At 62.2% G+C, this 23,853-nt stretch carries 24 protein-coding genes and 1 pseudogene; 13 read left to right on the top strand and 12 right to left on the bottom strand.

The features are described 5' to 3' along the window. The first annotated feature begins 94 nt into the window (after window positions 1-94). Window positions 95-1,075: an LLM class F420-dependent oxidoreductase gene (locus G6N37_RS14905; RefSeq protein WP_102419662.1), complete on the top strand. Its 981-nt coding sequence runs from the start codon at window positions 95-97 to the stop codon at window positions 1,073-1,075. 622 nt (window positions 1,076-1,697) lie between these two features. On the opposite strand, the gene G6N37_RS14900 is transcribed toward G6N37_RS14905, so the two are convergent. Both G6N37_RS14900 and G6N37_RS14895 read right to left on the bottom strand, forming a co-directional pair. After that, a complete protein-coding gene (locus G6N37_RS14900) occupies window positions 1,698-2,525 on the bottom strand; it encodes a mycofactocin-coupled SDR family oxidoreductase (RefSeq protein WP_067923873.1) in 828 nt (275 codons plus the stop codon). A gap of 235 nt (window positions 2,526-2,760) precedes the next feature. Next, the gene (locus tag G6N37_RS14895; protein WP_158243998.1) at window positions 2,761-3,102 is read right to left on the bottom strand and encodes a hypothetical protein; all 342 of its coding nucleotides are present in this window, start codon (window positions 3,100-3,102) and stop codon (window positions 2,761-2,763) included. Between the two features lie 130 nt (window positions 3,103-3,232). On the opposite strand from G6N37_RS14895, the gene G6N37_RS14890 reads away from it, so the two are divergent. Next, window positions 3,233-4,255 carry a DUF2889 domain-containing protein gene (locus G6N37_RS14890; protein ID WP_174813834.1) on the top strand — a complete coding sequence of 341 codons (1,023 nt, stop codon included), beginning with the start codon at window positions 3,233-3,235 and terminating at the stop codon, window positions 4,253-4,255. A 92-nt stretch (window positions 4,256-4,347) separates the two neighbouring features. Here G6N37_RS14890 and G6N37_RS14885 read toward each other — a convergent pair whose 3' ends face one another. Next, on the bottom strand, window positions 4,348-4,980 hold the full coding sequence (locus G6N37_RS14885; protein ID WP_163681520.1) for a TetR/AcrR family transcriptional regulator: 633 nt from the start codon (window positions 4,978-4,980) through the stop codon (window positions 4,348-4,350). 201 nt (window positions 4,981-5,181) lie between these two features. Here G6N37_RS14885 and G6N37_RS14880 point away from each other — a divergent pair, with 201 nt between their 5' ends. The 8 genes from G6N37_RS14880 (at window position 5,182) to G6N37_RS14845 (ending at window position 12,548) form a co-directional block, all read left to right on the top strand. Then, window positions 5,182-5,436 (top strand): aldehyde dehydrogenase family protein, encoded by a 255-nt coding sequence (locus G6N37_RS14880; RefSeq protein WP_102419664.1) that lies wholly within the window; start codon window positions 5,182-5,184, stop codon window positions 5,434-5,436. An 18-nt stretch (window positions 5,437-5,454) separates the two neighbouring features. After that, window positions 5,455-6,273 carry a mycofactocin-coupled SDR family oxidoreductase gene (locus tag G6N37_RS14875; protein WP_102419665.1) on the top strand — a complete coding sequence of 273 codons (819 nt, stop codon included), beginning with the start codon at window positions 5,455-5,457 and terminating at the stop codon, window positions 6,271-6,273. 43 nt (window positions 6,274-6,316) lie between these two features. Next, window positions 6,317-7,117, top strand: a complete 801-nt coding sequence (locus G6N37_RS14870) for a mycofactocin-coupled SDR family oxidoreductase (protein ID WP_067923881.1) — start codon at window positions 6,317-6,319, stop codon at window positions 7,115-7,117. 42 nt (window positions 7,118-7,159) lie between these two features. After that, window positions 7,160-8,008: a carboxymuconolactone decarboxylase family protein gene (locus tag G6N37_RS14865; RefSeq protein ID WP_067923884.1), complete on the top strand. Its 849-nt coding sequence runs from the start codon at window positions 7,160-7,162 to the stop codon at window positions 8,006-8,008. Between the two features lie 283 nt (window positions 8,009-8,291). Then, window positions 8,292-9,494, top strand: a complete 1,203-nt coding sequence (locus G6N37_RS14860) for a cytochrome P450 (RefSeq protein ID WP_232075019.1) — start codon at window positions 8,292-8,294, stop codon at window positions 9,492-9,494. Between the two features lie 9 nt (window positions 9,495-9,503). After that, window positions 9,504-10,331 (top strand): SDR family NAD(P)-dependent oxidoreductase, encoded by an 828-nt coding sequence (locus G6N37_RS14855; RefSeq protein ID WP_163681519.1) that lies wholly within the window; start codon window positions 9,504-9,506, stop codon window positions 10,329-10,331. Window positions 10,332-10,647: 316 nt separating this feature from the next. After that, the gene (locus G6N37_RS14850; protein WP_102419667.1) at window positions 10,648-11,688 is read left to right on the top strand and encodes an LLM class F420-dependent oxidoreductase; all 1,041 of its coding nucleotides are present in this window, start codon (window positions 10,648-10,650) and stop codon (window positions 11,686-11,688) included. 86 nt (window positions 11,689-11,774) lie between these two features. Next, window positions 11,775-12,548: an enoyl-CoA hydratase gene (locus tag G6N37_RS14845; RefSeq protein WP_163681517.1), complete on the top strand. Its 774-nt coding sequence runs from the start codon at window positions 11,775-11,777 to the stop codon at window positions 12,546-12,548. 85 nt (window positions 12,549-12,633) lie between these two features. On the opposite strand, the pseudogene G6N37_RS14840 reads toward G6N37_RS14845, so the two are convergent. Then, window positions 12,634-12,837: pseudogene (locus G6N37_RS14840) on the bottom strand (FadR/GntR family transcriptional regulator); the annotation flags it as partial. Window positions 12,838-13,371: 534 nt separating this feature from the next. Then, complete coding sequence (locus tag G6N37_RS14835) at window positions 13,372-13,917, bottom strand: TetR family transcriptional regulator (protein ID WP_231984330.1); 546 nt, start codon at window positions 13,915-13,917, stop codon at window positions 13,372-13,374. An 808-nt stretch (window positions 13,918-14,725) separates the two neighbouring features. Between G6N37_RS14835 and G6N37_RS14830 the strand changes: the two genes are divergently transcribed. Both G6N37_RS14830 and G6N37_RS14825 read left to right on the top strand, forming a co-directional pair. Continuing rightward, complete coding sequence (locus G6N37_RS14830) at window positions 14,726-15,859, top strand: phosphotransferase family protein (RefSeq protein WP_067923904.1); 1,134 nt, start codon at window positions 14,726-14,728, stop codon at window positions 15,857-15,859. A gap of 47 nt (window positions 15,860-15,906) precedes the next feature. Continuing rightward, window positions 15,907-16,959 (top strand): hypothetical protein, encoded by a 1,053-nt coding sequence (locus G6N37_RS14825; protein WP_067923907.1) that lies wholly within the window; start codon window positions 15,907-15,909, stop codon window positions 16,957-16,959. A gap of 112 nt (window positions 16,960-17,071) precedes the next feature. Here G6N37_RS14825 and G6N37_RS14820 read toward each other — a convergent pair whose 3' ends face one another. The 5 genes from G6N37_RS14820 to G6N37_RS14800 form a co-directional block, all read right to left on the bottom strand. Beyond that, window positions 17,072-19,222, bottom strand: coding sequence for an acyl-CoA dehydrogenase (locus tag G6N37_RS14820; RefSeq protein WP_102420106.1), 2,151 nt, complete (start codon window positions 19,220-19,222; stop codon window positions 17,072-17,074). A 19-nt stretch (window positions 19,223-19,241) separates the two neighbouring features. Continuing rightward, window positions 19,242-19,487, bottom strand: a complete 246-nt coding sequence (locus G6N37_RS14815; protein ID WP_174813833.1) for a nitroreductase family protein — start codon at window positions 19,485-19,487, stop codon at window positions 19,242-19,244. Between the two features lie 588 nt (window positions 19,488-20,075). Then, window positions 20,076-20,336 carry a cytochrome C oxidase subunit IV family protein gene (locus tag G6N37_RS14810; RefSeq protein WP_232075012.1) on the bottom strand — a complete coding sequence of 87 codons (261 nt, stop codon included), beginning with the start codon at window positions 20,334-20,336 and terminating at the stop codon, window positions 20,076-20,078. Window positions 20,337-20,341: 5 nt separating this feature from the next. Next, window positions 20,342-20,941 (bottom strand): cytochrome c oxidase subunit 3, encoded by a 600-nt coding sequence (locus G6N37_RS14805; RefSeq protein ID WP_102419669.1) that lies wholly within the window; start codon window positions 20,939-20,941, stop codon window positions 20,342-20,344. Beyond that, on the bottom strand, window positions 20,938-21,663 hold the full coding sequence (locus G6N37_RS14800; RefSeq protein ID WP_163681512.1) for a hypothetical protein: 726 nt from the start codon (window positions 21,661-21,663) through the stop codon (window positions 20,938-20,940). Before G6N37_RS14800 ends, G6N37_RS14805 begins: the two co-directional genes overlap by 4 nt. 600 nt (window positions 21,664-22,263) lie before the next feature. Here G6N37_RS14800 and G6N37_RS14795 point away from each other — a divergent pair. Next, entirely contained in the window at window positions 22,264-22,548 is a 285-nt protein-coding gene (locus tag G6N37_RS14795; protein ID WP_163681509.1) for a hypothetical protein, read from the top strand. Between the two features lie 83 nt (window positions 22,549-22,631). Here the strand turns inward: G6N37_RS14795 and G6N37_RS14790 are convergent, their stop codons facing one another. Next, the gene (locus G6N37_RS14790) at window positions 22,632-23,435 is read right to left on the bottom strand and encodes an SDR family NAD(P)-dependent oxidoreductase (protein WP_102419671.1); all 804 of its coding nucleotides are present in this window, start codon (window positions 23,433-23,435) and stop codon (window positions 22,632-22,634) included. Continuing rightward, window positions 23,432-23,833, bottom strand: coding sequence for a carboxymuconolactone decarboxylase family protein (locus G6N37_RS14785; RefSeq protein WP_102419672.1), 402 nt, complete (start codon window positions 23,831-23,833; stop codon window positions 23,432-23,434). Before G6N37_RS14785 ends, G6N37_RS14790 begins: the two co-directional genes overlap by 4 nt. Between the last annotated feature and the right edge of the window lie 20 nt (window positions 23,834-23,853).

Here is a 23,853-nt window from a genome sequence, read left to right as displayed (position 1 = left end):
CGATGGCACCTCCGGCGTCGTTTCCTGCGCCGTCGCAGTGACCGATGTTGTTGACGCTTCGTGCCTGGGTGAGCCGGCCCGATGAAACCGATTGATGGTCGTGTTGCCGTCAGCTGCTGACGCCGCGAAGTCTTCGGCCACTCACCGTGGTAGCGGCGTTCTGCGGCTCGGCCTGCAGATCCCCAATTTTTCCTACGGCGCACCGGTTTCCGAGCTCTACCCAGCCGTGGTCGCGCAGGCCCAAGAGGCCGAAGCCGCTGGCTTCGATGCGGTGCTGCTGATGGATCACTTCTACCAACTTCCGCATCTAGGTGCGCTCGAGGACCCGATGCTGGAGGCGTACACCGCCCTCGGGGGACTGGCCACGACCACGCGGCGGGTGCGGTTGGGCACGCTCGTCACCGGGAACACCTACCGGAACCCTGCGCTGCTCGCGAAGTCGGTGACCACCCTCGATGTGATGAGCGGCGGTCGGGGATTCTTGGGCATCGGCGCCGGCTGGTTCGAACTTGAGCACAGGCAGCTTGGTTTCGAGTTCGGCACCTTCACCGACCGTTTCGAACGCCTCGAGGAAGCGCTGCAGATCATCCCACCGATGCTCCGTGGGGAGCGACCCACATTCGAAGGCCGCTGGTATCACGCTGAATCAGTGTTAAACAACCCGCGCATTCGCGACGACATGCCTATTCTGATCGGCGGCAGCGGGGAGCAGAAGACATTCGCGTTGGCTGCTCGCTACGCCGACCATCTCAATGTCATTGCTCCGTTCGACCGGCTGCCGGGCAAGGTCGAAGCCCTCATGCGACGGTGCCAGGAGCACGATCGCGATCCGGTCACCCTTGAGACGAGTGCTCTGATAACAGTCGTCGTTACTGACGCCGCCGGCGCTTCTGAAGCATTTGCGCCGAATTCTCGCGTGGCCGTCGGGAATCTCAACGACATCGCTGAGCAGATCAAGCGATACGTGATCGACGTCGGAATTTCCGGGGTGGTCGTTAACCTGCCGTCACACGGCTATACCCCGGGACTGATCACCGATGTGGGTGAGGTGCTCGCACCCGTAGTTGGTATGTGAGTGGGACGAATCGATGGCCTACAGCATGCCGCTGCAGAAGTTGATCAAGCCGTTCACGGGGTGCCGTGGCGATTCGCTTGGTGGAGATCATTTTCGACGAAGCGTCGGGTGCGATGGACCGCTCCGCACATCGCGACAATACTGGGCTACAGACAGTGAAGATTCGTGGTCAACTATTGGCACCCTTTGCACACCGGGCAAGGAGCTCATTTCTTGACCGGCCGGTAATGCGTCGGGCCGACGCACATCGTTATCGACGTGCCTGCGCTTCGAGCTGGTGGTGGGCAACTTCGCTTGCGGCGTTATCCACTGTCTGCACAACGCTGTTCAAGAATCGGTGCGCATACTGCTGGGACTTCGGGCCAACGCCGCTGGTGTGAGTCGAGGCCGAAGATCAGGCCGCCACACTCCACTGTCAGCAGTCAATTGAGGTAACACGGAGTCAGGACCGAGCACGCGTTCTGGGAGTTGCTGAAGAAGACGGCAGAGGACGCTGCTGAGTTGCCGTCAGTGCCCGGACGTGACTTCGAGGTTGGTCGGCGAAGGCATGGGTCTCGTGAGTCGGGTAACGCTAAAGGCATTGCGCCTCGGAGCGTCACGCCGTGCCCAGGGTGGCAACTGTTCAGCGGCGGACGTCCATGCCTGCGTCGACCTTGAGGACGCTGCCGGTGAATGTGCGGCCGAGATCCGACAGCAAGAAAAGGATGGCGTTGCTGACGTCTCTGGGCTCGATCATCGGGAAGTCCGGCAACGCCGTTTGCATCGCGGTGGCCATGTGTGGCGTCTGCTCGATCACCTTGAACAGCGCTGGGTTTTCCAGGACCATAGGCGTCGCGCAGTTCGTCGGCGCCACAGCATTAACCCGGATTCGATGCGCGGCAAGCAAATTAGCGTATGCTCGGACGAGTCCAACAATGGCCACCTTGGCCATCACATAGGCGTCGGAGCCTCCACCGCCATCGGTCATGTCCAGCAGTGCCGCCATCGAACTAGTGGCAATCAAATGTCCGCCCTCGCCACGTTCCTTCATGTGGGGAATCGCGACCTGGAAGGCATTCCAGACACCAATCTGCATGACGTCGATGCCCAGCCGCAATGACTCCGAGGCGTCGACCTCGTCGGGGTTGGTGAGGATGATCCCGGCATTGGCCAGCACCGTGTCGATATGCCCGAACTGCTCTACACCTGCGTTAAACGCGGCCTGAAGGGCCGACTTATCCCGCACGTCGGCCGCCTGGAAGTGCATCTGTCGGCCCGTTTTCTCGACGAGCCGTGCCGTCTCTTCAAGGTCTTCCCACGTGCCCAACTTGTAGGGCACGGCGTCGATGTCGTGGCAGATGTCCACGGCGACGATGTTGGCGCCTTCTTCTGCGAGAGTGACTGCATGCGAACGGCCCTGACCGCGTGCCGCGCCAGTGATGAAAACAACCCGACCGTCGAGCAACCCCATGATCTATGTTCCTTCCTGCCGGACACGCATCGAGGCGCGTGTCAGCCGCACCAATCCGCCGCGCGTCGAAGCGTCACGACGCATGAGAAGAAGCCTACCATGATATAGAGAAATGTTTATCTGATTGTCCCCCGGGCCCTGCCACCTCCAGGGCTGCTGACTGGATGGGCACACTCTTGAGAAACCTTTCGACTTCACGTTAGGTTTCTAAAACGTGCTCACGTGCTTTGACGATTCACAGCGACGAGGTTTCCATGCCAACCGATGATTCGATGCCAATGGTGGACTCCGACGAGTCTGCGATGACCGGAGCCCGCGACGAGAGATGTGTAGGGCGGGCATGGCGCTTGCCTTCCATATCGGCACCGATCCGGTGCCCGTCGAGGCCGACCGTGACGGGCAGGTGATACTGCCCGAGCGTGGGCACTTTCGCGCCTCGTGTTCGTGCGGCAACCGCAGCGTCGGGGTCGACGACTCCGACGAGCGCTTGAGGTTGGCCACGTATCCACACCGGCCACACGCCAGACTGAAAAGAGAGACATTTCGTGGGAATCCTGGCGAGCAAATTGGCCTTCACCCGTCGACCGACGGCGTGCGTGCGGCCGGATGCCGAGTTCTTTGGGCTCTACGACTCCGACGGAAACATCTGGAGTTCTGCAGCGTCCTCGCTGCGGCGAAGTTCGGCACAGTGAACTCGTGACGCCGCTATGACCAGAACCGACTTGGGCGCACCCGATTTCAGGATGCATCCCCTGCACGGTATTCACGAGCCGACGACGGGCACGCCGCCGCGGCGACCGGGTTCGGTGCGGCGCACGAGTTCCATTGACATAACGCGTGATCCGGGCTCGCTGGATCCGGTGCATCTATCTGGTTGGGCACGCGACCTCATGACCACGCACGACGGAACTGCCGTCGAGATGGCCCAAGCCCGAACGCGAGTGACCGTCGAGATGCTCGCCCGCGTGGTTCAGCAGATTGACGTCGAGCCCGCGGTCGCGTGCATGCATCTGGTCGGTGCCCCGGCGATGAGCGGGTTCCGAGCCGCGGTCGACGAGACGGCTCCGCAATTAAGGGAGCGACGCGACTTGCGCTACACGTTGCTCGACGATGTCCCGGTCGCCACCCTGATCTCGGGGCATGCGTTGTCGGCGTCCGGCGCGCTGGGGAACGGCGCCACATCGGGCTATCTCCCGGTCGCCGACCAATGCGCGGGCTTCGTGACCGGCGGTCTGCTGATGACCTCATTCGAGGCTGGAGACCCTGCCGTTGTGACCGGACCGCCGGCGCCGGGCCTCGAGGACCCCGACGACCCGCTGGCTTGGCACGAAATGGTAGCGCTCCCTATCCACGGGATGCGTCGTCGCCGCAGGCTGGACGTGGGAAACCATGGGGGAGCAGCCGAAATAGGAATCGATGCGATGTTTCGCGACACTTACGTCCGGGCCGACGGCACGGAAACCATCATCCACGAGTACACGGTCGAGGCAGTGGTGGATTCCGATACCCAGACCATCTTGAGCTCGCAGGCGGTAGCCCGGGTGCTCCCCTGGCAAGAATGTCCGGGCGCCGTCGCCAGCGCAACCCGCCTCGCCGGAATGAGGTTGGATCAGTTGCACTTTCGCATTCGGCATGAACTTCACGGAACGTCGACGTGCACCCACCTCAACGACTTGCTGCGCAGCATCGGCGACGTCGCAGCACTGGTCGCACTGCTACCCGCCGGCTGAGGTTTGGGGCAGCCGCCTCCGATCGCCGTTCTTCTGTAGCAGGCTGGCGCTAGATCGAACCGCCGCGTTCACCTCGGCGACGCGACACGGCTTCACCGCGGCGAGAACGCTCCAGGAAGAAAGGCCCGCAGCAGTCCCTCGTCGCCTCCGTATTCGGCCGGTCCAGGCTCAGCGATGAGGCTAAAGCAGATGCGAGTCACCCAGTGAGCCATCGTCTCTGGAGCCACATCGTCGCGAACTTCACCCCTTGCCGCGGCGGCGGCGAATCGCTCGCCGAGTCCGTCTCGTAAACGGTTCTGCCACTTCTCGGACGCTGAAGCCGCATGAAAGGTGCGCCCCATTTCATCGTCGAAGGTCAACATTCGCATGGCCGGCGATTCTCGCGTTACGGCGAGGCCGACTATGCAGCTATTCACCAGCTGGTCGGCGAACGATTCCCCTGTGTCCCAACAGGAATCCGCCGCATCGAGCACTGCGGTCACGGCGCGCAGAAAACACTCGGCCAGCACGGCGTCGCGATTCGGGAAGTAGCTGTAAACAGTGCTGCGGTGTACCCCTGCCTTGTTGGCAATGTGCGTCATCTTCGTTCGGCCCACGCCACGTTCTGCGTAACACTTCTCTGCGGCATCAAGCAACCGTTCGCGCGCCTGATCGTCGCTCGTCGGCAGATCTGCACCCCATGCCGGGGCCCGCGCCGCAGCACTCCGTGTCGCCATACCGGCCATTCAACCGCTCCTCGACTTCGGACCCAAGCTTGACTTGACCGACACTTTATCCTAATTTGTCGTTCAAGGGACATGTCTGCCGGTAGTGTCGTCAGGGTGGACGGGCTGTTGGATCGCCACGTACTCGGCAACTAAGTCACGGACGGCTGGTTTACAGGCGCCAGTCGCCACGGCTGGAGGGAGCTACGTGCATGACGGTAACTGCCGAGGTACAGGCCTTCGAATTCCAGCGCGGGCGTGCACGAGCACATTTTTCCGCCGGTGGTGTCGGTGTCCCCCTTCCGTAGCGACGAGGACGCAATCGCGTTGGCAAACGACACCTCGTTCGGGTTGGCCAACTACGTGCACACCACGAATCTGGCGCGCGCTCACACGGCAGCCAGGGCTCTGCAATCAGGCACCGCGCATCGGCTTCGGCTCGCCTGCGCTACCTCATTAGTCCTGGTACAGCATTGACACCTAAGGAGTTTCATCATGTCTGACTTTTTTGCCGGCAAGGTCGCGTTCATCACCGGCGCGGCCCGCGGCCAGGGCCGCGCACATGCTGTGCGGCTCGCCGGCCACGGCGTGAACATCATCGCGGCAGACATATGTCGCGATCTGCCGGGCATGGATTATCCGAACGCGACTCAAGCTGATCTCGACGAAACCCGAGATCTGGTGGAAAGCGCCGGCGCCAAGATCGTGACGGGCATCGCCGACGTCGCCGACCAGGCAGCTTTGAAGGCCGTGCTCGACGACGGACTCGCCCACTTCGGTCGCCTCGACATCGCCATCGCCAATGCCGGCATCGTGCGCTACAGCCCAGACGACGACCCGATCGTCACCTGGAACGACATCATCAACACCAATTTGACCGGCGTCTGGAACACCTGTTTCCTGGCCCGCCAACCCCTCATCGATGGCGGTCGAGGAGGCTCCATCGTCATCACCAGCTCATCAGCCGGAATCAAGGGCACCGGCACGCACATGACTGGTGCTCTGGCATACACCGCGGCCAAACGCGGCATCGTCGGGCTCATGCAATGCCTTGCCTTGGACTTGGCTCCGCACAACATCAGGGTCAACACCATTCACCCGACCGGCGTGGTCAGCGGAATGACGATGAACGACGCGATGGCGCAGATGGTCGCGTCCGGCGACCCAGGACTGCTGGCGATGCAAAACGCCCTGCCGATCGAAATCTTGCAACCCGACGACATCGCCGACGCCGTCGAGTGGCTGGTGAGCGAGAAGGCCAAGTACGTCACCGGCATCGCTCTGCCCATCGACGCCGGCTTCACCGTGCGCTGAACCTGGTGGCGGCCGACTCACGATCGACGAAAGGCGCACTTTCATGGGACGCATGACCGGCAAGGTCGTTCTGGTCACCGGCGCAGCACGCGGTATGGGACGCAGTCACGCCATTCGACTGGCGGAGGAGGGAGCCGACCTCATCCTCGTCGACATTTGCAGCTCGATCGATGGAATCGGCTATGCGATGAGCTCGGCCGAAGACCTGGCGAGCACGGTGAAGGAAGTGGAGGCCTTGGGCCGGCGGGTTCACGCCGCTCGCGTCGACGTCCGAGATCGACAGCTGATGCAGGACGTCGTCGGAACGGGTGTTGAGCGACTCGGACATCTCGACGGCGCTGTGTCCAACGCTGGTGTCTTGACTTGTGGAACATGGGAGTCAACGACCGACAAGGATTGGCGAACTGTTCTGGACGTCAACTTGATTGGTACCTGGAACACCTGCCTGGCGTCGATCCCGCACATGCTGGAACGTGGCGGCAGCCTGGTGAACATCAGCTCGGCGGCGGGCATCAAGGGAACTCCATTGCATCTGCCTTACACCGCAAGCAAGCACGGGGTGGTCGGGTTGAGCATGGCGTTGGCCAACGAACTCGCCAATCACGCGATTCGCGTGAACACCGTCCATCCCACCGGTGTCGAAACCGGTATCGAGGCACCGAGGTTGATGGAAATGTTGAGCGGCGAGCGCCAAGATCTGGGGCCGATCTTCCAGAACGCGATGCCGACGTTCTACATCGATGCCGTCGATGTCAGTAACGCCGTGCTCTATCTGCTCTCCGACGAAGCCCGCTTCGTCACCGGCACTCAGTTGAAGGTCGATGCGGGAGTGACGATTCGTTGATACGAAAAGGGTTCTGGCTACCTAAGCCAGCGTGAAGGAAATATGAGCGTCAGCACGACAAAAGTGGACGCCGAGGAACGGCGCCGACGGGGCATGGCGTTGTATCGCGACATCATGGCTGTTGAGCCGACCGAGCCAGCAACTCCGAGGGCAGCCACCCTGATCGACTTCGTGTTCGCCGAGATCTGGTCACGTCCCGGAATCGACCTTCGTTCCCGCCGACTGATTGCCGTGAGCTGCGCTGCAGGTGCCGACGCACACAGCACGCTTGCCGACCACTTCTACGCCGCGCTGAAGACGAGCCAGTTCACGGTCGATGAACTCGACGAGTTCATCCTGCACTTTGCGGTGTACTGCGGCTGGCCGAAGGCTGAGGTCACCGAGACGATTCTGAAGGAGCAACTGGTTCGGCTGCACGCCGAGGGCGTCGCTGTAGTTTCTCGGCGTCTCCCGCAGCCACTCAGCGCAGCACCAGCCGACCAGGAACTCCGTAAACTAGGCGGCGAGCAGTGTTTTCGAGAGGTGAATTGCTGCGATGCGCCGCCGCGGGGTGTCCCCTACTACGAGAGCGGCATCCTCAATTTCGTCTTCGGTGAGCTGTGGAGGCGCCCAGGGCTGAACCGACGCGACCGCCGCTGGATCACCTTGGCGTGCGTGGGACTGGACGACACCATCATCCCCATTCAGTCACACGTGTATTCGGCCATGAAGTCCGGTGACATCACCTACGACGAAATGCGCGAGTTGGTGTTGCAGTTCGCTGCTCACTCTGGATGGCCGAAAGCGCAGTTCATGCAGCAGTCGGTGGACGAAATGTACGAGCGGATCAACGGGGAGGCCTCGATCGAGCCGTGGCGAGAAGACGGTCTCGACGGCACGGGTCCGGCGTAACCGCCAGGCGCAGGGCGCGGGCGGCCGACGGACCGCCGTGCATAGAGGCCCCGATCGACACCCCTTCGCGATCGGCGGCTAGGCGGCGACCGGCACGGCTTCATCGTCGGGGCCTGTTCGTCGTCGGCATTGATGGCCCACCGCTTTGGCGTTGATTTTAGAGTTTTCAACTATATAGTCGAAAATTGACAACTCGTCGGAGATTTTGCTTTAGGCTCTAGGGCGGCGGCGTGAAGGCGGCACTGCAGCGCGTTCCACGGTCAGCGAGCGCAACGAAAGGCCAATGATGGAAAACACATTCGACACCTCCACTCTCCGTTACGACCCCTACGATCCCGAACTCGACGTAGATCCGTATCCGATGTGGCGTCGCCTCAGGGATGAGGCGCCGCTGTACTACAACGAGCTGTACGACTTCTATGCCTTGAGTCGCTTCGCTGACGTGAAGGACGCCAGCACGGACTGGGACACGTACCGGTCAGGTAAAGGCACCGTCCTGGAGATGATCAAGAGTGGCGCGCCCGTTCCGCCGGGCTTGATCCTTTTCGAGGATCCGCCAGAGCATGATCGGCACCGCGGTCTGCTGGCGCGAGTCTTTACGCCGCGTCGTGTCGCGGAGATCGAGCCGAAGGTTCGCGCGTACTGTGCGCGCGCGCTGGACCCGATGGTTGAACGCGGCGGATTCGACTTCATCGCCGACCTTGGCGCCGAGGTGCCGATGCGCACCATCGGAATGATGCTGGGCATGGCCGAGTCCGATCAGGTCAAGAATCGTCAGCGCGTGGAGGAGGGATTCAGCGCCGCGGGCGAAGGCAGCGATTGGATCATGGAGATCCTAGACCCGGAGACATTCGGCGAATACATCGACTACCGAACCAAGAACCCCTCAGACGACCTGATGACGGACCTGATCAACGCGACCTACAGCGACTCCGACGGTGTCGTGAGACACCTCGACAAAGAGACGATGATGACCTACATCGGGTTGCTGGCCGCCGCTGGCAACGAGACGACGGTGCGTCTGATCGGCTGGGCGGGAAAGGTGTTGGCCGAACATCCCGATCAGCGACGCGAGCTGGTCGCCGACCCCAGCTTGATACCCGATGCGATCGAAGAACTCCTGCGCTATGAGACGCCCTCGCCGGTGAATGCACGCACCCTTGCTCGTGACGTCGAGCTCTACGGCGTCACGGCGCCGGCAGGTAGCGTGATGATTCTGCTTCACGGAGCAGCCAACCGCGACGAGAGGATGTTCGCCGAGCCGGACCGCTTCGACATCCACCGCGCCAACAAGAAGTCGCACCTCGCGTTCGGGCACGGTATCCACTTCTGTTTGGGTGCCCATCTGGCCCGACTCGAGGCCCGCGTCGCGTTGGAAGAGGTGCTCAAACGTTTCCCAGAGTGGCAGGTCGACTGGGACAACGCGGTGCAGGCACACACCTCCACGGTTCGCGGGTGGGAAAACCTACCCGTGGTCGCTGGCTGAGGACCCCAGATGAGGGTCATCGTTACGGGTGCCAACAGCGGCGTCGGCAAGGCTACGGCAGCCGCGCTGGCCGCGGCCGGCCACCAGGTGGTGATGGCCTGCCGAACACCGAGCAAGGGCGTGGCCGCCGCGCGTGACATGCACGGCGACGTGGAGGTCGCTCGCCTTGACCTGGCAAACCTGCGCAGCGTGCACGAGTTCGCCGCCTCCATTGACTCGGTCGACGTGCTGGTCAACAACGCCGGTGTACTCGGCGTGCCGCTCACGCACACCGCTGACGGTTTTGAAGCCCATATGGGAACCAATCACCTCGGGCACTTCGCGCTGACCTGCCTGCTGGCCGATCGCATCAAGAACCGTGTCGTGACCGTCTCCAGCGGCACGTACGTGATGGCGAGGCTGCATCTGGAGGACCTGAACTGGGAACGCCGTGCGTACAACGCTTGGTCGGCTTACACCGAATCGAAACTAGCAACCGCCGTGTTCACCGTGGAATTGGCGCGCAGAGGCGTCACCGCACACCTCGCCGACCCCGGTATCAGCCAGAGCGCCATCGTGTCCGACAGGTCCGGCTTCGCCGCGCGGGTGGTCAGGTACCTTCAACCTCGAATCGCCCAGCCCGGCGACCTCGCGGCGCGGTCCACCGTGTTGGCAGCCATCACGGACCTGCCTTCCCCCACGTACTGGGCTCCGCGCGGCCTGCTTCACCAGTGGGGCAGGCCAAAGGTCGTCAAGTTGAATCGCAAGGCCTGCGATCCCGAGACCGGTCGCCGGTTATGGGACATCTCGACCGCACTCACCGGTTGCGATCTGCCACTCACGCGAAAGTTACCTTGAGTTAAGGCGTTTCGCCCTGTGGCGTGCCGCCGACCCCTTCGCATTGCTTGTCGAAGTCGGGGCAGGAAACGGACGATTCTTCTGCGGTAGATGCCACCAGCGGGGGATCTGGTTGGCGCGACTGTGCCGCGGTTCGCCCACGGCGAGAAATGCTTGATCGTCGGGAGGCGATTAGAGAGAGAGTCTACGCAGACCAAGGAAAATTCGACTCGCTAATATAATCTGTCTTAAAACCAAAAATCTGGCTGGCGGGCTTGCCGACGAACTACGCGACACCCGTATGGCGGATCGCTAACGAAGCGCAGAGGGTATCGGCATGAGCGACGAGTGTGGAGGCTTGAAGATCGACGCGGCGTCCTTCACGGATCTTGCGGGCGTCGCGGAAGCTGCCCAAACGCTGGAGCGACAGGGCTACGACTGCTGCTGGTCGCCCGAACTCAACCACGATCCGTTCCTGCCGCTCGTGCTCGCGGCCGAACATACGCGCACCCTTGAGCTCGGAACTGGGATCGCGGTCGCCTTCGCTCGCAACCCGATGACGGTCGCCAACCTTGGGTGGGACCTTCAGTCATACTCGCAGGGCCGCTTCAACTTGGGTCTCGGTTCGCAGGTCAAGGCGCACATCGAAAAGCGGTTCGGCATGCCTTGGAGCCAGCCTGCCCGTCGCATGCGAGAGTTCGTTTTAGCTCTGCGCGAGATATGGTCGTGCTGGCGGAATGGCACCAAACTAGAGTTCGAGGGCGACTTCTATACCCATCGACTTATGACGCCGATGTTCACCCCAGAGCCGATGCCGTATGAGTTCCCGAGAATCTTCGTCGCTGCAGTGGGCGATACGATGACCGAGATCTGTGGAGAGGTCGCCGATGGCGTGCTTGCGCACTCATTCACGACGAAGCGCTACTTCGAAGAGGTGACCACGCCGGCGCTGTTGCGCGGTTTGCAGCGTGCTGGCCGCGAGCGGCGCGAAATACAGGTCTCCTGCCCAGTTTTCGTGGTGACGGGACGCGACGACGCCGAACTAGCCGCCAATGCCAAAGCGATGCGTAAACAGATCGGCTTCTATGGATCGACACCTGCCTATCGCAAAGTGCTGGACCTGCACGGGTGGGGTGAGCTGCAGACCGAACTGCATCACCAGTCTTTGCAGGGGCAGTGGGATCAAATGGGAACACTCATCGATGACGAGGTGTTAGAGGCCTTCGCGGTCGTCGCACCCTTGGACAAACTTGCGGCGAAGATTCACGACCGGTGCGACGGGCTCATCGACCGCGTGCCGGTTAGTTTTCTATCGCCTATCGGTGATGAGGCCACGATCGCTCTGGTTGAGCAGCTACGAGGGGCACCGGTTGATTGACACGAGGGTGATGCGTCAGTCTGAACTGAGTTTGGCTACAGCAGGATGCTCACGTCACAGCCGGGACTGTGCTAGGTTTTCTTTGTGTGAGCACCGAAACACCGGTTTTGACAGTCGATTACGCTCACGTACGAGTCGTGACGCTAAATCGGCCTGCCGCTAGGAACGCACTCGACCGCGCACTGGTCGAGGCGGCGTACGCGGCGTTCACTGAGGCTGACGCCGAAGGCTCGGTGCGCGCGGTGGTGCTCACCGGCACCGACCCGGCGTTTTGCGCCGGGGTGGATCTCAGGGAGGCCCAGCGGCACGGCGCTGAGTACTTCTCCATCTTCGAATCGCACAACTGTGTCGCCGCGACGGCGAGCATGCGAACGCCGATCATCGGGGCCATTAATGGTGCCGTGTTCACCGGCGGGCTCGAAATGGCCCTGGGCTGTGACTTTCTCATCGCATCCGAACGAGCGGTCTTCGCCGACACGCACATTCGAGTAGGGATCCTGCCCGGCGGCGGGATGACAGCGCGGTTGCCGCTGTTGGTCGGTCCGGCCATCGCGCGGCGCATGTCAATGACCGGAGAAGTCATCGGGGCGACTCGCGCCGAGCGGATCGGGCTGGTAACGGAAGTCGTGCCGCACGAACAATTGATGGACCGCGCGCTCGAGCTGGCGCGACAGATTGCCGACGTGCCGGAGCGAACGATGTTGGGCCTCAAGGAACTCTATTCCACTGGAGCCGCCACAGTGATCAACCCCGCTTTGGCGGCAGAGCAGCGGATAGGGCAGGCATACGTCGGGGGCTTCGACAATATCGAAGACCCGTTACGAGCGGTAACCGAACGCAACAAGAGCCAGCTCACGTAGACATTTTCGGGGACCGTCGAACGTCCCCGTGCAGCATCATTACTCGGCTCCGCAATCGATGAACGAGCAAATGGCCTGGACCGTTTCGGGCGGGCAATCCCCCGCCGCGCACCCCGCGCTGGACTTCGATCAGCGATTCGGACTCGAGTATGCGGAGTGCCTCCCGAAGGGTTGGCCGCGACACCCCGAACCGTTCCATCAACTCCGACTCGGGCGGCAGCATAGTTCCCTCGGTGATCTCACCGTGGTTGAACATCCTGCGCAGTGCGGCGGCCGCACGATCAGCCATCTTTGGCTCTCGAAGGTGTGTAGTGGGCGAGGATCGCTGATCGGAACCACCAAAGAAGACGCCTTTGACGACCGGCGGCCGATCGGCATGGTCGAAAATTGTGAACTGACAAAGGGACTCGTCGATTTCGCGGTGGCCCCAGTCAACAGGTCATGGATTAGCCGATGCCGACAAAACCGATGCCACGGACGCCCCGCCGACATGGAAAGCGTCCGCCAAAGCGCCCAGCTGTATCGGATCTTGCCGGCCGACAGCACCTACGACGCGAACTCCTTCAACATGAATCGACGGCCGCTGGGCGATCGCGAGCAAGGCCGCTTCGAGCCGACGGGCCCGAGCTCGCGGCAAGATCCCCCAGCGTGACTTAGCTTAGGCTTGCGTGGCCCTGCAAGCGAGCGACGACCGGAAGCTGGCCGCGGCTCTGGGGGATCTGAGGGTCCCAAAATCGTTGAGCTGGTTGCAAGTTTGCCGCGAAGCGATGCCCGAAGATACCTCGTGCCGATCTGGCCCGTGAGCGTTGCGAATCGCGATCCGCTACTTGAGGATCCCAGGCAACGCCGCGAACTCTTGGCGGATGAGGTCCTCAACGGCCTGTCCGCGCGTATTCAGCCACCGGTTGATGGCCCGGGTGAGCAGCAGCATGCCCACCGACGCGAGCAGCTCGCATTCTTCATTCGGCGCCGGAAGGCCGCGCCGCTCGGCGACAATTTTCGCGATCACGTCAATGTTGGCGGTGTGATTCTGTTGTTCGCGGCCCAGCAGAACGGCCGATGACGCTATGGCGTCGTAGTACTGACTGATCCGCGTCCGGATGCGTTTCAATGCGGGAGCGAGGAGCGCGAACGAGTGCTCCATTGCTTGGAAGTCGGAGATTGAGTCTGGTTGGGCGAGATAGACACCACCAAACGCGCGGATGAAGTCAAACTCTCCCGAGAAAAGCACCGATTCCTTGGTCGGAAAGTAGCGAAAGAAGGTCCGGGGGGATACACCTGCGGCCTCAGCGATCTCATCGGTGCTCGTTGCGTCATAACCATATGCACCGAAGAGCTGCAATGCCGCCTCAAGCAGTGCAGTGCGCACGCGCTCCGCGTGCGCACCGCGAGGCGAGCGATCCCCACGGGGCAACTGTCACCCTCCCGCGTCAATATCAACTCGATGAAACTATAGCCACAGCGTTAACACAAAGCAGCCGCCACGGCGACGTCGGCGCGCGACCCGCAGCGCCTGCGGCGAAGGCCTCGTATGCCCTTCCATTCCGCAGGCGAGGCGCGTGGTCCGTATGTCCGGGCGTTGACGGTGGGTTGCTGGTTGCCCTGCCAGGGCCGGCTCAACGAACCACTGTATGGCACGCAACTGTCTAGTGTAATGAGGTGCAAGCTCCAGCCTTGCCTTTGCACGCCTGGCGGGGTTTCCTCCTGATCAGCTGTGCTATCCCGGGATTTGCATTGACGATATGGCACCGAACTGTCATCGTGTTTCTATCCGACAGTCAGCGGAGGCGTGGTAAATGACCGATCTCGAGGCTGCGCAGCCGTGGGCGGTCGGCGCGACGCATGATGTTGTCCCAGTGAGGGGCCCTCGGCCGGTGCTGGTGCGGGCCGGCATCGGCGTGGCTTTCACGGCGATCGCGAATTTTGTGTATTCCTCCGGCGAGGGACGTTCAAGCACAGCGTTTCTTCGATCGGTGCACCGACGAAAGTCCTTGGGGATCAAAGTAAATGCACCCACGCAAGAGTCGACAAGTACGACGGTCAACTGACATATCCGACTCTGCCCCTGAAGGGCTTCCACGCCCTCAAGGACTTGCGTTCACCCCAATGGATGCATCCGGCTGCCGCGTCGACGGGCGGCTGTAGAGAACTAGACAGTTCAGGAAGGAGAATTGAGCATGGCCGACGACGTGGCTGTCGAATACGTCGACATCCCCACAAAAGTTCGGCTTCGCGATATGGGTGCGGTCCGGCCGGCAATCGAGGCATGGTTGCGCCGACGCGTCGGAGACGACCTCGAGGTGCATAAAGTGGATCAGCCCGACACCGCTGGCGTCGCCAACGAGACCCTGATGATAAGCGCCACCTGCGCATTGAACGGCGAGTGTGAGGAGGCCAGCTACGTCATGCGAGTCGGCGCGACCGAGCACTTATTCATGGGGATGGATGTAAAGACTCACTACCTGATTTACGAGAAGCTTTCGCAGGAGCCGCAGATCCCGTCGCCACCAGTGGTTGGTTACGAGCCAGACACGAGGGTGTTCGGCCAGCCTTTCTTCGTCATGGAGAGGGTGGAGGGCCAGGTGCCACCGGACAATCCGCCCTTCAACGTGAGTGGCTGGGTAGTCGAACTCCCACCACAGTCGCAGCATGAGTTGTGGCGCGGCGCCATCGAGGTGATGGCCGAACTACACGGGTTGGATCCGGCTGAATTCAGTTTCTTGGCGCGGCCAAACCTGGGCCGCACGGGACTCGAGCAGGAGCTGAACCATTGGCTGGCGTATGCCAAGTGGTGTGGAGGTGATGAGCTTCCAATGGTTAAGCGCGCTTCGGAATGGTTGGTCACAAATCTGCCTCAAGGCGCTCCGCCCGGGTTCTCCTGGGGCGATGCGCGACCCCAGAACATCATCTACCAGGGAACGTCCGTGGCGGCCGTGCTCGATTGGGACATGGTCTCCCTGGCGGGGCCGGAGTGTGACTTGGCCTGGTGGACGTACACGGATCACGCCGTCACCACCGCGCGCGGACTGCCGCGTCCTGCGGGGTTTGGCTCGCGGCGCGACGCGATCAATCTTTGGCAAGAGCTCATAGGTCGCCCGGCTGAACACCTCGACTGGCACCTTGTGCTGAACGCCCTGCGCATCACGCTCGTGATGGTGCGCCTGCCCGCCATGCTGCTGGCGACCGGACAGCTAACGCCGGACCAGGCGCGCCAACTCAACGAGAGCGGCAACATGGACTGGCTGGACGGCCTTCTCGACGGTCCGCCGCCCCCGCGTTTTGGATCGCGCTGGTCCGGGTGGGACGACTAGGCGACGCCGGCATGGAGCCCCCAAACCACCGTGAGTAAGGAGATTTCGTGACCGTCCAGGATTTGTCGAGCGGACTGCCGGCCGCGCAGGAGAGTGTCGTCTCGGAGCGACCGACTGAGCCGTTCTGGGCGGAGAATCTTCTTTTCGCGTTATACGACCCTCGAGCAGATCTCGGCTTCTGGCTGCACTTGGGCAGCGTGCCCAATGAGTGGGATATGTGGGAGGACCGGGTGCTGGTCTGTCTGCCTGGCGATGAGGGCGTTCTGACGATGTGGGGCTACTACTACACACCCCAGCAGAAGAAGCCGGCGGGACCGAACCTGGCGTTTCGATGCATTGAGCCGTTCAAACGCTGGAAGGTCACGTTTGACGGCTTCGCACAACACGTTTCGAACACCGATATGCAGAATGGGCTGGTCCCGGACGGCCTGCGCAAGCGCCTCGTCATCGACTTGGAGGTCGACTGTGTGACGCCGGTGTGGGACGCGCACACTTCGGCTCACGGCGAGGGCGGCAAGGGTGACATGACCAATCAGGGCTGGGCAAAGGAGCATTACGAACAGCTCTATCGCGCCCGCGGCCAGGTGCGGGTGGACCAGACGATCTATGACATCGATGCGACGGGCTGGCGTGACCACTCGCGCGGCCCGCGCGGAGGCGGCACCGGCGAACCGTGGGGCGGTCACGTGATAGCGAGCTGCCTGTACGAAAGTGGGAAAGCATTCGTCTTCTCGTCCTACTGGCGTCTGGACGGGCTGATCACGTTGCAAGGTGCAGCGGTCGTTGACCGCGACGGCAGATTCTGCACCGCTGAGGTGCTCGAACCGCCGAGGCTGAAGGATCTGCAGTTCTCGGGTGAGCGCCTGCCTATTCGCCTGCGCTGGGATGGCGGGGCGATCGACACTGTGCTGGAGACCCGACGCTCCATCTGGATGTCGATGCAGAAGTACCTTGCGGTCGGGAAGGATCTGGAGGGGCCGGGGCTGATGTATGTGCTGAACTTCGGCCCCTGCGAATGGGATGGGGAAGTCGGCCAGGTTTATATCGAGCGGTCCGACGCGCTCAACTCCCCGGCCAAACGGGTTTGGTCAAAAGCCTAGGCCGCCCTTGGGTTTCAGGGCAGACCCGCTTCACAGCTACCCATGTTCGGCGCGGCCGCTGGGATCGATGAGTTTCGCCAAGTGCTTGCAGACAAACGGTATCGCTCGATTGTTATGCCAGCAGTGGGTCGCGCGGTAGGCCGAGGATGCGTTCGGCGATGAGATTGCGGATAATCTCTGAGGTCCCGCCGGCGATCGTGAGACAGCGGCTGTACAGGTAGTCATGTACGACCTCGGCCTGCTCTCCGACGAGGACAGCAGGGGTGACAATGCAAAGAGCCAGTTCGGCGACGCGTTGCGCGTGTTCAGCGCCGTATAGCTTCGCAATGTTGCCTTCGATCGTTGACCCGGAATCGAATACCGCTCGGGCCGCCCGCCGGAGATTCAGCGCTGCAAGACAATACGACTCCACGAGTAGGGCGCCGACTTCACGCGCGAGGCCTGTGTCGCCGCTGCGGTACTGCTCCAACAAATCGGCGAGCTTGTCCGCAGGCAGGGTCACTGAACCACCACCGAGGGATACGCGTTCGTTGCCGAAGGTCGCCATGGCGACTTTCCAACCGGCGTTCACCTCACCGACAATGTCGCGGTCGGGGACGAAGACGTCGGTGAAGAAGACCTCGTTGAACAGCGTCGCGCCGGTGATCTCCTTCAGGGGGCGGATCTCCACACCCGGTGCCGCCAGATCGATGATCATGGCGGTGATGCCACGGTGCTTGGCTGCGCTGCGATCGGTGCGCACCGTGGCCAGACCCCGCTGGCAATTCATCGCATCGCTTGTCCACACCTTCTGGCCGGTCACCGACCAACCGCCCTCGACGCGCTCGGCATTGGTAGCGACCGCGGCCGCATCAGAGCCCGCTCCTGGCTCACTGAACAACTGACACCAGCGCAGCTCACCCTCGAGGCTGGGCCAGATCAGCCGCTCGACCTGCTCCGGGCTACCGTGCTCAAGCAAAGTCGGCACCACCCACTCGCCGAGTCCGAGGTGCGGCTTACCCAGTGCGCCGAGCACTTCCTCGATGATCAGCTGCTCCACCGAGTCCGCGCCGCGCCCGAACGGCGGCGGCCAGTGCGGCTGCAGATATCCGCTGCGGGCCCATAACTTGGGTCTGCTGTCAACGTCGGCCCGCACCAACTCCGACCGGAACTCCTCGGCGGCCAGCCGGTACTGTTGGGCTTCGGGCGGCAGATCTAGCGCGTGATGCAGTCGCACCCCAGCGCGTTGCGATTCGATGACCTTGTCGTGCAATGCTTCTCGCCCGCCACAGAACGCCAGCAAGATTGTGGCCCGGCGAATGAAGAGATGGGCGTCGTGCTCCCAGGTGTATCCGATGCCGCCGTGGATCTGAAGATTTTGCAGCGCGACGCGCTGATAGGCCGGCAGCACATGTCCGGCCGCCATGGCCACCGCCAGGTCGGCTTCTGGTCCGTGCCTGCGGGCTGCATCCCAGGTGACCGCAACGGCCAGTTCCGAATCGACCAGCATGTTCGCGCAGTGGTGCTTGATCGCCTGAAACGACCCGATGGGCCGATCGAACTGTCGTCGATCCTTGGCATAGCTGGTCGCCATTTCGGTGCAAGCGGCCAAGCCGCCAACCGCCTCGGCCGCCGCCAGCAGCCGAAGCGTGCGCACGGCGCTGGCAGCAGCACCGACCAGCACGTCGGCGACGGGGGCAGCGGATAGTTCTAGGACGACTAGCGGGCGGGTGAGCATGTCGTTTGTTTCGCCGACCTGGACGGAAACGGCGTCGCCATCTTCGACCAGCACGATGTCTTCACCGACGGTGATGAGGTAGACGTCGCTGCCGGAGTCACCGAGAACCGCGATGTTTGTTCCCGTGATGGTCGAATCCGACCGAATCGCAGTGTTGGTCGTACTGACGCCTGCGATCAGCTCGCCCGACGCGAGACGGGGAAGCCAGCGTTGTTGCTGCTGTTCGCTGCCGAACTCGGCCATTAGCACCGATGCAGCCACCGTCGGCAGGAACGGCCCACCGATAGCGGCGCGGCCGAGCTGTTCCATCACCACCGTGAGCTCGGGAAGGCCGTAGCCTTGGCCCCCGAACCGCTCGTCGATGTGCAGGCCGAGCCAGCCCGCCGAGGCCATCTCCTTCCAAAGCTCGTCTGCGGCCCACCAACGGTCAGGTCGGTCCGGATTCAGCAGCATGTCGCGCGCAGCCGCCATGCCCCCGCGCGCAGCCACCACCGCCGCGGCGAGGTCCGCGAAGGCGCGGTGGTCTTCCGTTATCGCCAAAGACACGACCAAGAACCCTCTTTCGTTACCAGGAGTTGCCGAACCGGTCGCGGAACGTCACCGACATCGCCGGACGTCGACGCGGCGCGGAGAGCTTTTTGGCGGGAACGCCGAGGTAGATGGCGGACATCGGCACGATCGTGACGGGCAATCTCAGTACTTCCCGAACCCGGTCGATACCGAACGTGGTCAGACCCGTGGTCAGTGTGCCCGCGGTCACCCGTTTAGTGAACTCGGCCACCACCTCGTCCGGATTCCCGGTCAAGTTCATAGAGGAGAACATACTTTCTGCCATCTCAACGCTCCTCCGCGATCGGGTCAGCCGGACCTGCATCCCGACACTATGACAGTCAACTGTCACAGGTCAATGTGAAGGTCTGCTATTCACGTCCGACCGCCGATAACTACCATCTATAGCGTGGAACCCTGTTCGGAACTCGGACTCGTACGGGAGAACTAGTTGTGCAGGGGGCGGAGGAAAGTCGTCGAAATTACCGATGTTATCCCGCAATTGAGTGATGTCGACCGTCATGGCCTTCATCTTGGTAACCATGCTGTGCATCGTGGCCAAATATTTGCTCGATGGTCTTCTGCGGATCTCCGGCCTGTTTACGTGTAATGTCCACAACTTTCTGCATGCCGTTCGTCACGGCGCGGGAAGTAGTAGTAGATGGCGGGGATTGGGTTCGGCTTGTTCTGCTACGTCCGAAAGCCTCGTGCTCGCATACCCTTTGACGCTCAGGACATGAGCGGCCCGCGTCCGAGCGGATTTGAAATCGCCTTCCTCCGGACTGCCGGCCCGCGGCCTTGACTTTCTGGCTATCGTTCGACTGTACGCAGATGACCGGCCATGTCGTTTCTAGGACACGACGAGGTCCAACGTCACCAGCGTGGCAAACACTACGAGGACGTAGCCCTCGAATATGAGGCGCAGTGTGCACGGAGCGGCCCGGATATCCATGAAATGCAGGCCGATCAGCCGCACTTTGGACAGCGCGAGGCCGATGATGACCACGGCGGCCGCCGATGCCACGCCGGCGCCCTGTTCGACCCCAACGGTGAACGATGCGAACGTGAGGCCGATGAGCGCGGCCCATACCAGAGTCACCCGGCGCGTCATTGCCATCACCGCATCAGATAGAAGAGAGCGAACAGTACGACCCACAGCAGGTCGACCATGTGCCAGAAGATGCCGCCGGCCTCGCACAGCATCGTGTCGCGCCCACTCAGCTGTGGCTTGCGGCTGACCGTGATGAGCCGGCTCAGCACCACGCAGCCGATCAACACGTGCGCCAGATGTATACCGGTGAACATGAAGTAATACGAGAAGAACTCGCCGCTGCCGACGGTCTTGCCGTTACCGAACAGATGCAACCACTCCACGGCCTTCACAACGACGAAGCCCAGTCCGCATGCGAGCGCGGCACCGAACAGCCGGAGCGCTGAGCGGTGCACACCAGTGAGGACTTGCTGTACGGCCAATGCGACAAACAACGAACTGCTCAGTAGCAGCACGGTGTTCATGGTGCCCAGGGCGACGTTCAGGCTCGCGTGATCGCGGGCGAAGAGCTCAGGGTTCTTGGCGCGTGAGTACATGAACGTGGCGAAAAACAGCGCGAACACCGTCATGTCGCCGAGGACGAATACCCAAATCCCTTCCTCGCCGGGAATGCGTTTGGGTTCTGTGGCCCGTGCCCGTGTCTCGCGGTCGGCCGTTGCGATCATGCGCCTGTGCGGTGGAGGACGGGCTCCTCGCGGTCGTCTGCCGGTTGCGCGCCAATCGTTGTCAGCAACTGCCAGGTCATGACGAGGAGCCACGCCCCGAAGAACACGGCAACCAGCCAGAACGCGAGCAGTCCGTTCCAGGCGAACACGCCGGTCTTGAACAACACCACGAGACCGCCTGCGGCGAAGATGAAACCGCTCCAAAAGTTGTAGTAGGCCACCCATCTCGGCCAGACGGGGTGCGGCCCCTGGTAGCCGAAGATCGCAAAGCCGATCGCCAGGCACTGGATGGTGGCCGCGGGCCAGTTCATCACGAACGGCAGCCAGCCGAGGTCGTTGAGTGCCTGGGTGATCTCGGGATTGCGCTCGGGGCGATACGACGCCGCGGCGAACGCAAAGGTTGGTAGGACGATCGCCATCACCGCAAGGCCGGTGGCGATCAGCTGCGCGTAGGCAAGCGGGGAGAACCTGCCCTCGAGCTGCCTGATCCGCACGGCGATGAGCGCGCCGAAGGGTACCTGGAGTCCCGCCGCCGCCAGCAGGACGACAAGTCCGGTGCGCTTCACCCCGGTGTTTGTCGACCAGAACTCTGCGACCTCGCCGGCGGACTTCGTGGGAGCCATCGGAGGGAGCAGGCCGACCATGATGATGCCGGGGAATAGGAGCAGCAGGAAGGCGGCGCCGCTCCACGCCATCGTTTTCTGAATGCCGGTCGTCATCACGAACCCCTCATCGATGGTTGATAAGGCATGACGCTACTTAGAGTTTGACTCGAGAGTCAACGAAATTCTGTGTTGAATTAGAAAAAACTCCTCGGCTGAATAGGCGCTCGCGCACCTACGGAGGCTAGTTCACCATGGTGGTGTCGGAGCTTGCCGTCACACGGACAAGCCCCAATGCATCCGAGCCCGCTCGTACTGGCGGTGCGACGGTAGGGGCGGCGATTGCGGCCCTGTGGCTTGTCGTAGCGGTGCAGGCGCTGGTGCGGTGGGTCTTTTCACCTGACTTCGGGCGGGCCCGGTTGACCGTATGCCGACGTGGAATCTGGTGGCACTGAGAGTCTTTGAGGGTCTCAGCCTTGCGCTCTTAGCGGGGGTGGTGTGGTTCTGTGTCGTTCGACCATGGCGGCGGACCGGCAAGCTGAGCCTCGACGGCAAGTTCCTCCTCGGAGACGGCTCATCGATCGGGATGCCCGTGGTAGTAAGCCGACCTGCCGCGCATGTCAGGCCACTCGCGCTCGCCGCCAGTCAGAACGGCTGGTCCGGCGACTCGCGAGGCCAAACTTAGCTGCATCGGACGAGGCAACGATCGGGCCACTGACTATGGCCGGCGGTACCAAGGATAGTGGACACGAGGATGCGTCTGAACGGATCGAGATGATTGAAGCCGCACCAGCTTTCGCCTTCGTATGTATGAGTGACGATTTCCATCCAGGTGGGCCGACTGCCGTTTCGAACCGAATCGGTGCACTGAACTTCGGCGTCGAAGACGCGGCGATGCCGCCGAGATGGTCGAAATCGAAATTGGGTGACGGCGATGTGCTTCAAGTAGTCCAGCTGTTGTCGCTGTGCCGGCGGATTGCGCAAAATCCGGCGCCGGCCGCATGAAGTGGCGAGCGGAGATGCATGGATCCGCAGTCGAGGTGCGGACCATCATTCTGCCGCCAGGATTGGCACCAATCCGCTGCGACCTACGTCGGGATGATGCTCAGGGTGGCGCCGCCGTCAACCGGAAGGATGATCCCGGTGATCCACGCGGCATCGTCGGACGCAAGGAACACGGCTGCCTTGGCGACGTCGAAGGCGCTGCCCTGTTTGCCCAAAGGTACGGTGGAGTCCCGCATCTCCATGACCTTCTCGCGGCTGAGGCCTGTGCGCTCGACCAGTTGATCAACGCCAATCGGCGTTTCCACGGCTCCGGGGGCGATCACATTCACCCGCACATGATGTTTGGCGTACTCCTTGGCGAACGACCTCGACATGGAGTTCAGCGCTGCTTTCGAGGTCGCGTATCCGATGTTCTCCGGCCCGGCGAGAAACGAGGCCAACGACGAGATGTTGATGATCGACCCTGACCCCTGTTCGCGCATGATGGGTCCGAGATGCTTGATGACCTGCCATATTCCGTCGAGGTTGATCGCGAACATGCGGTTCCAGAAGTCCAGATCGATCTCGTCCGTGGCGCCGGTCGAGATAATACCGACATTGTTGTGCAGCACGTCGACGCGGCCATAGTCCGAGCGGACGCGTGCGGCAAGGCCTTCCACGTCTGCCGTCGCGGTGACGTCCACTTCGATCGCCGCCGCGGTACCGCCCTCGTCATGGATCATCTTCACGGTGGACTCGGCGCTCTCCAGCACACGATCGGCCACTAGAACTGTTGCGCCCTCGCGGGCGAACGTGATGCATGCCGCACGCCCGTTTCCGATCGTGGCCCCGGCGGATTGACCACCGCCGACAACGACCGCGACCTTGCCGTCGAGTCTCCCGGTCACTTCGATGCTCCAATCGGCTCGTCGGTCTTGTGGGCGCCGATTGCGCCGGCCGCAACCTGACTGGCATTGGCGGCCGCCGGGAATCCCAGATAACCCGACAGGTGGTAGATGACTTCTTCCAACTCGGCGCGCGTAAGACCGTTGCGAAGCCCGATCTGGAAGTGTTCCCTCAACTGGTCGTTGGCGCGGAGCGCGATCAGGGCACCGATGGTGACGAGGCTACGAGACCGCCAGTCCAGGCCGGGCCGCGTCCACAACGCACCGAACAGATTGTCGGCGCTGAGAATGCCGAGTTCGTCACCGAACCGCGGCTCGCTCTTGCCCTCACCGATTTTGGCAGCGATATCGGGGCAGAGTTGGGCGAACACTTCCAGCCCCGCTTGTATGCGTTCTGACATGAATCTACTTCCTTATCTAT

Origin of the sequence: Mycobacterium seoulense (assembly GCF_010731595.1) — a bacterium.
Taxonomy (GTDB): domain Bacteria; phylum Actinomycetota; class Actinomycetes; order Mycobacteriales; family Mycobacteriaceae; genus Mycobacterium; species Mycobacterium seoulense.
Note: the sequence above shows the minus strand (reverse complement) of the source record. Positions and strands in the feature narration are given on the sequence as shown.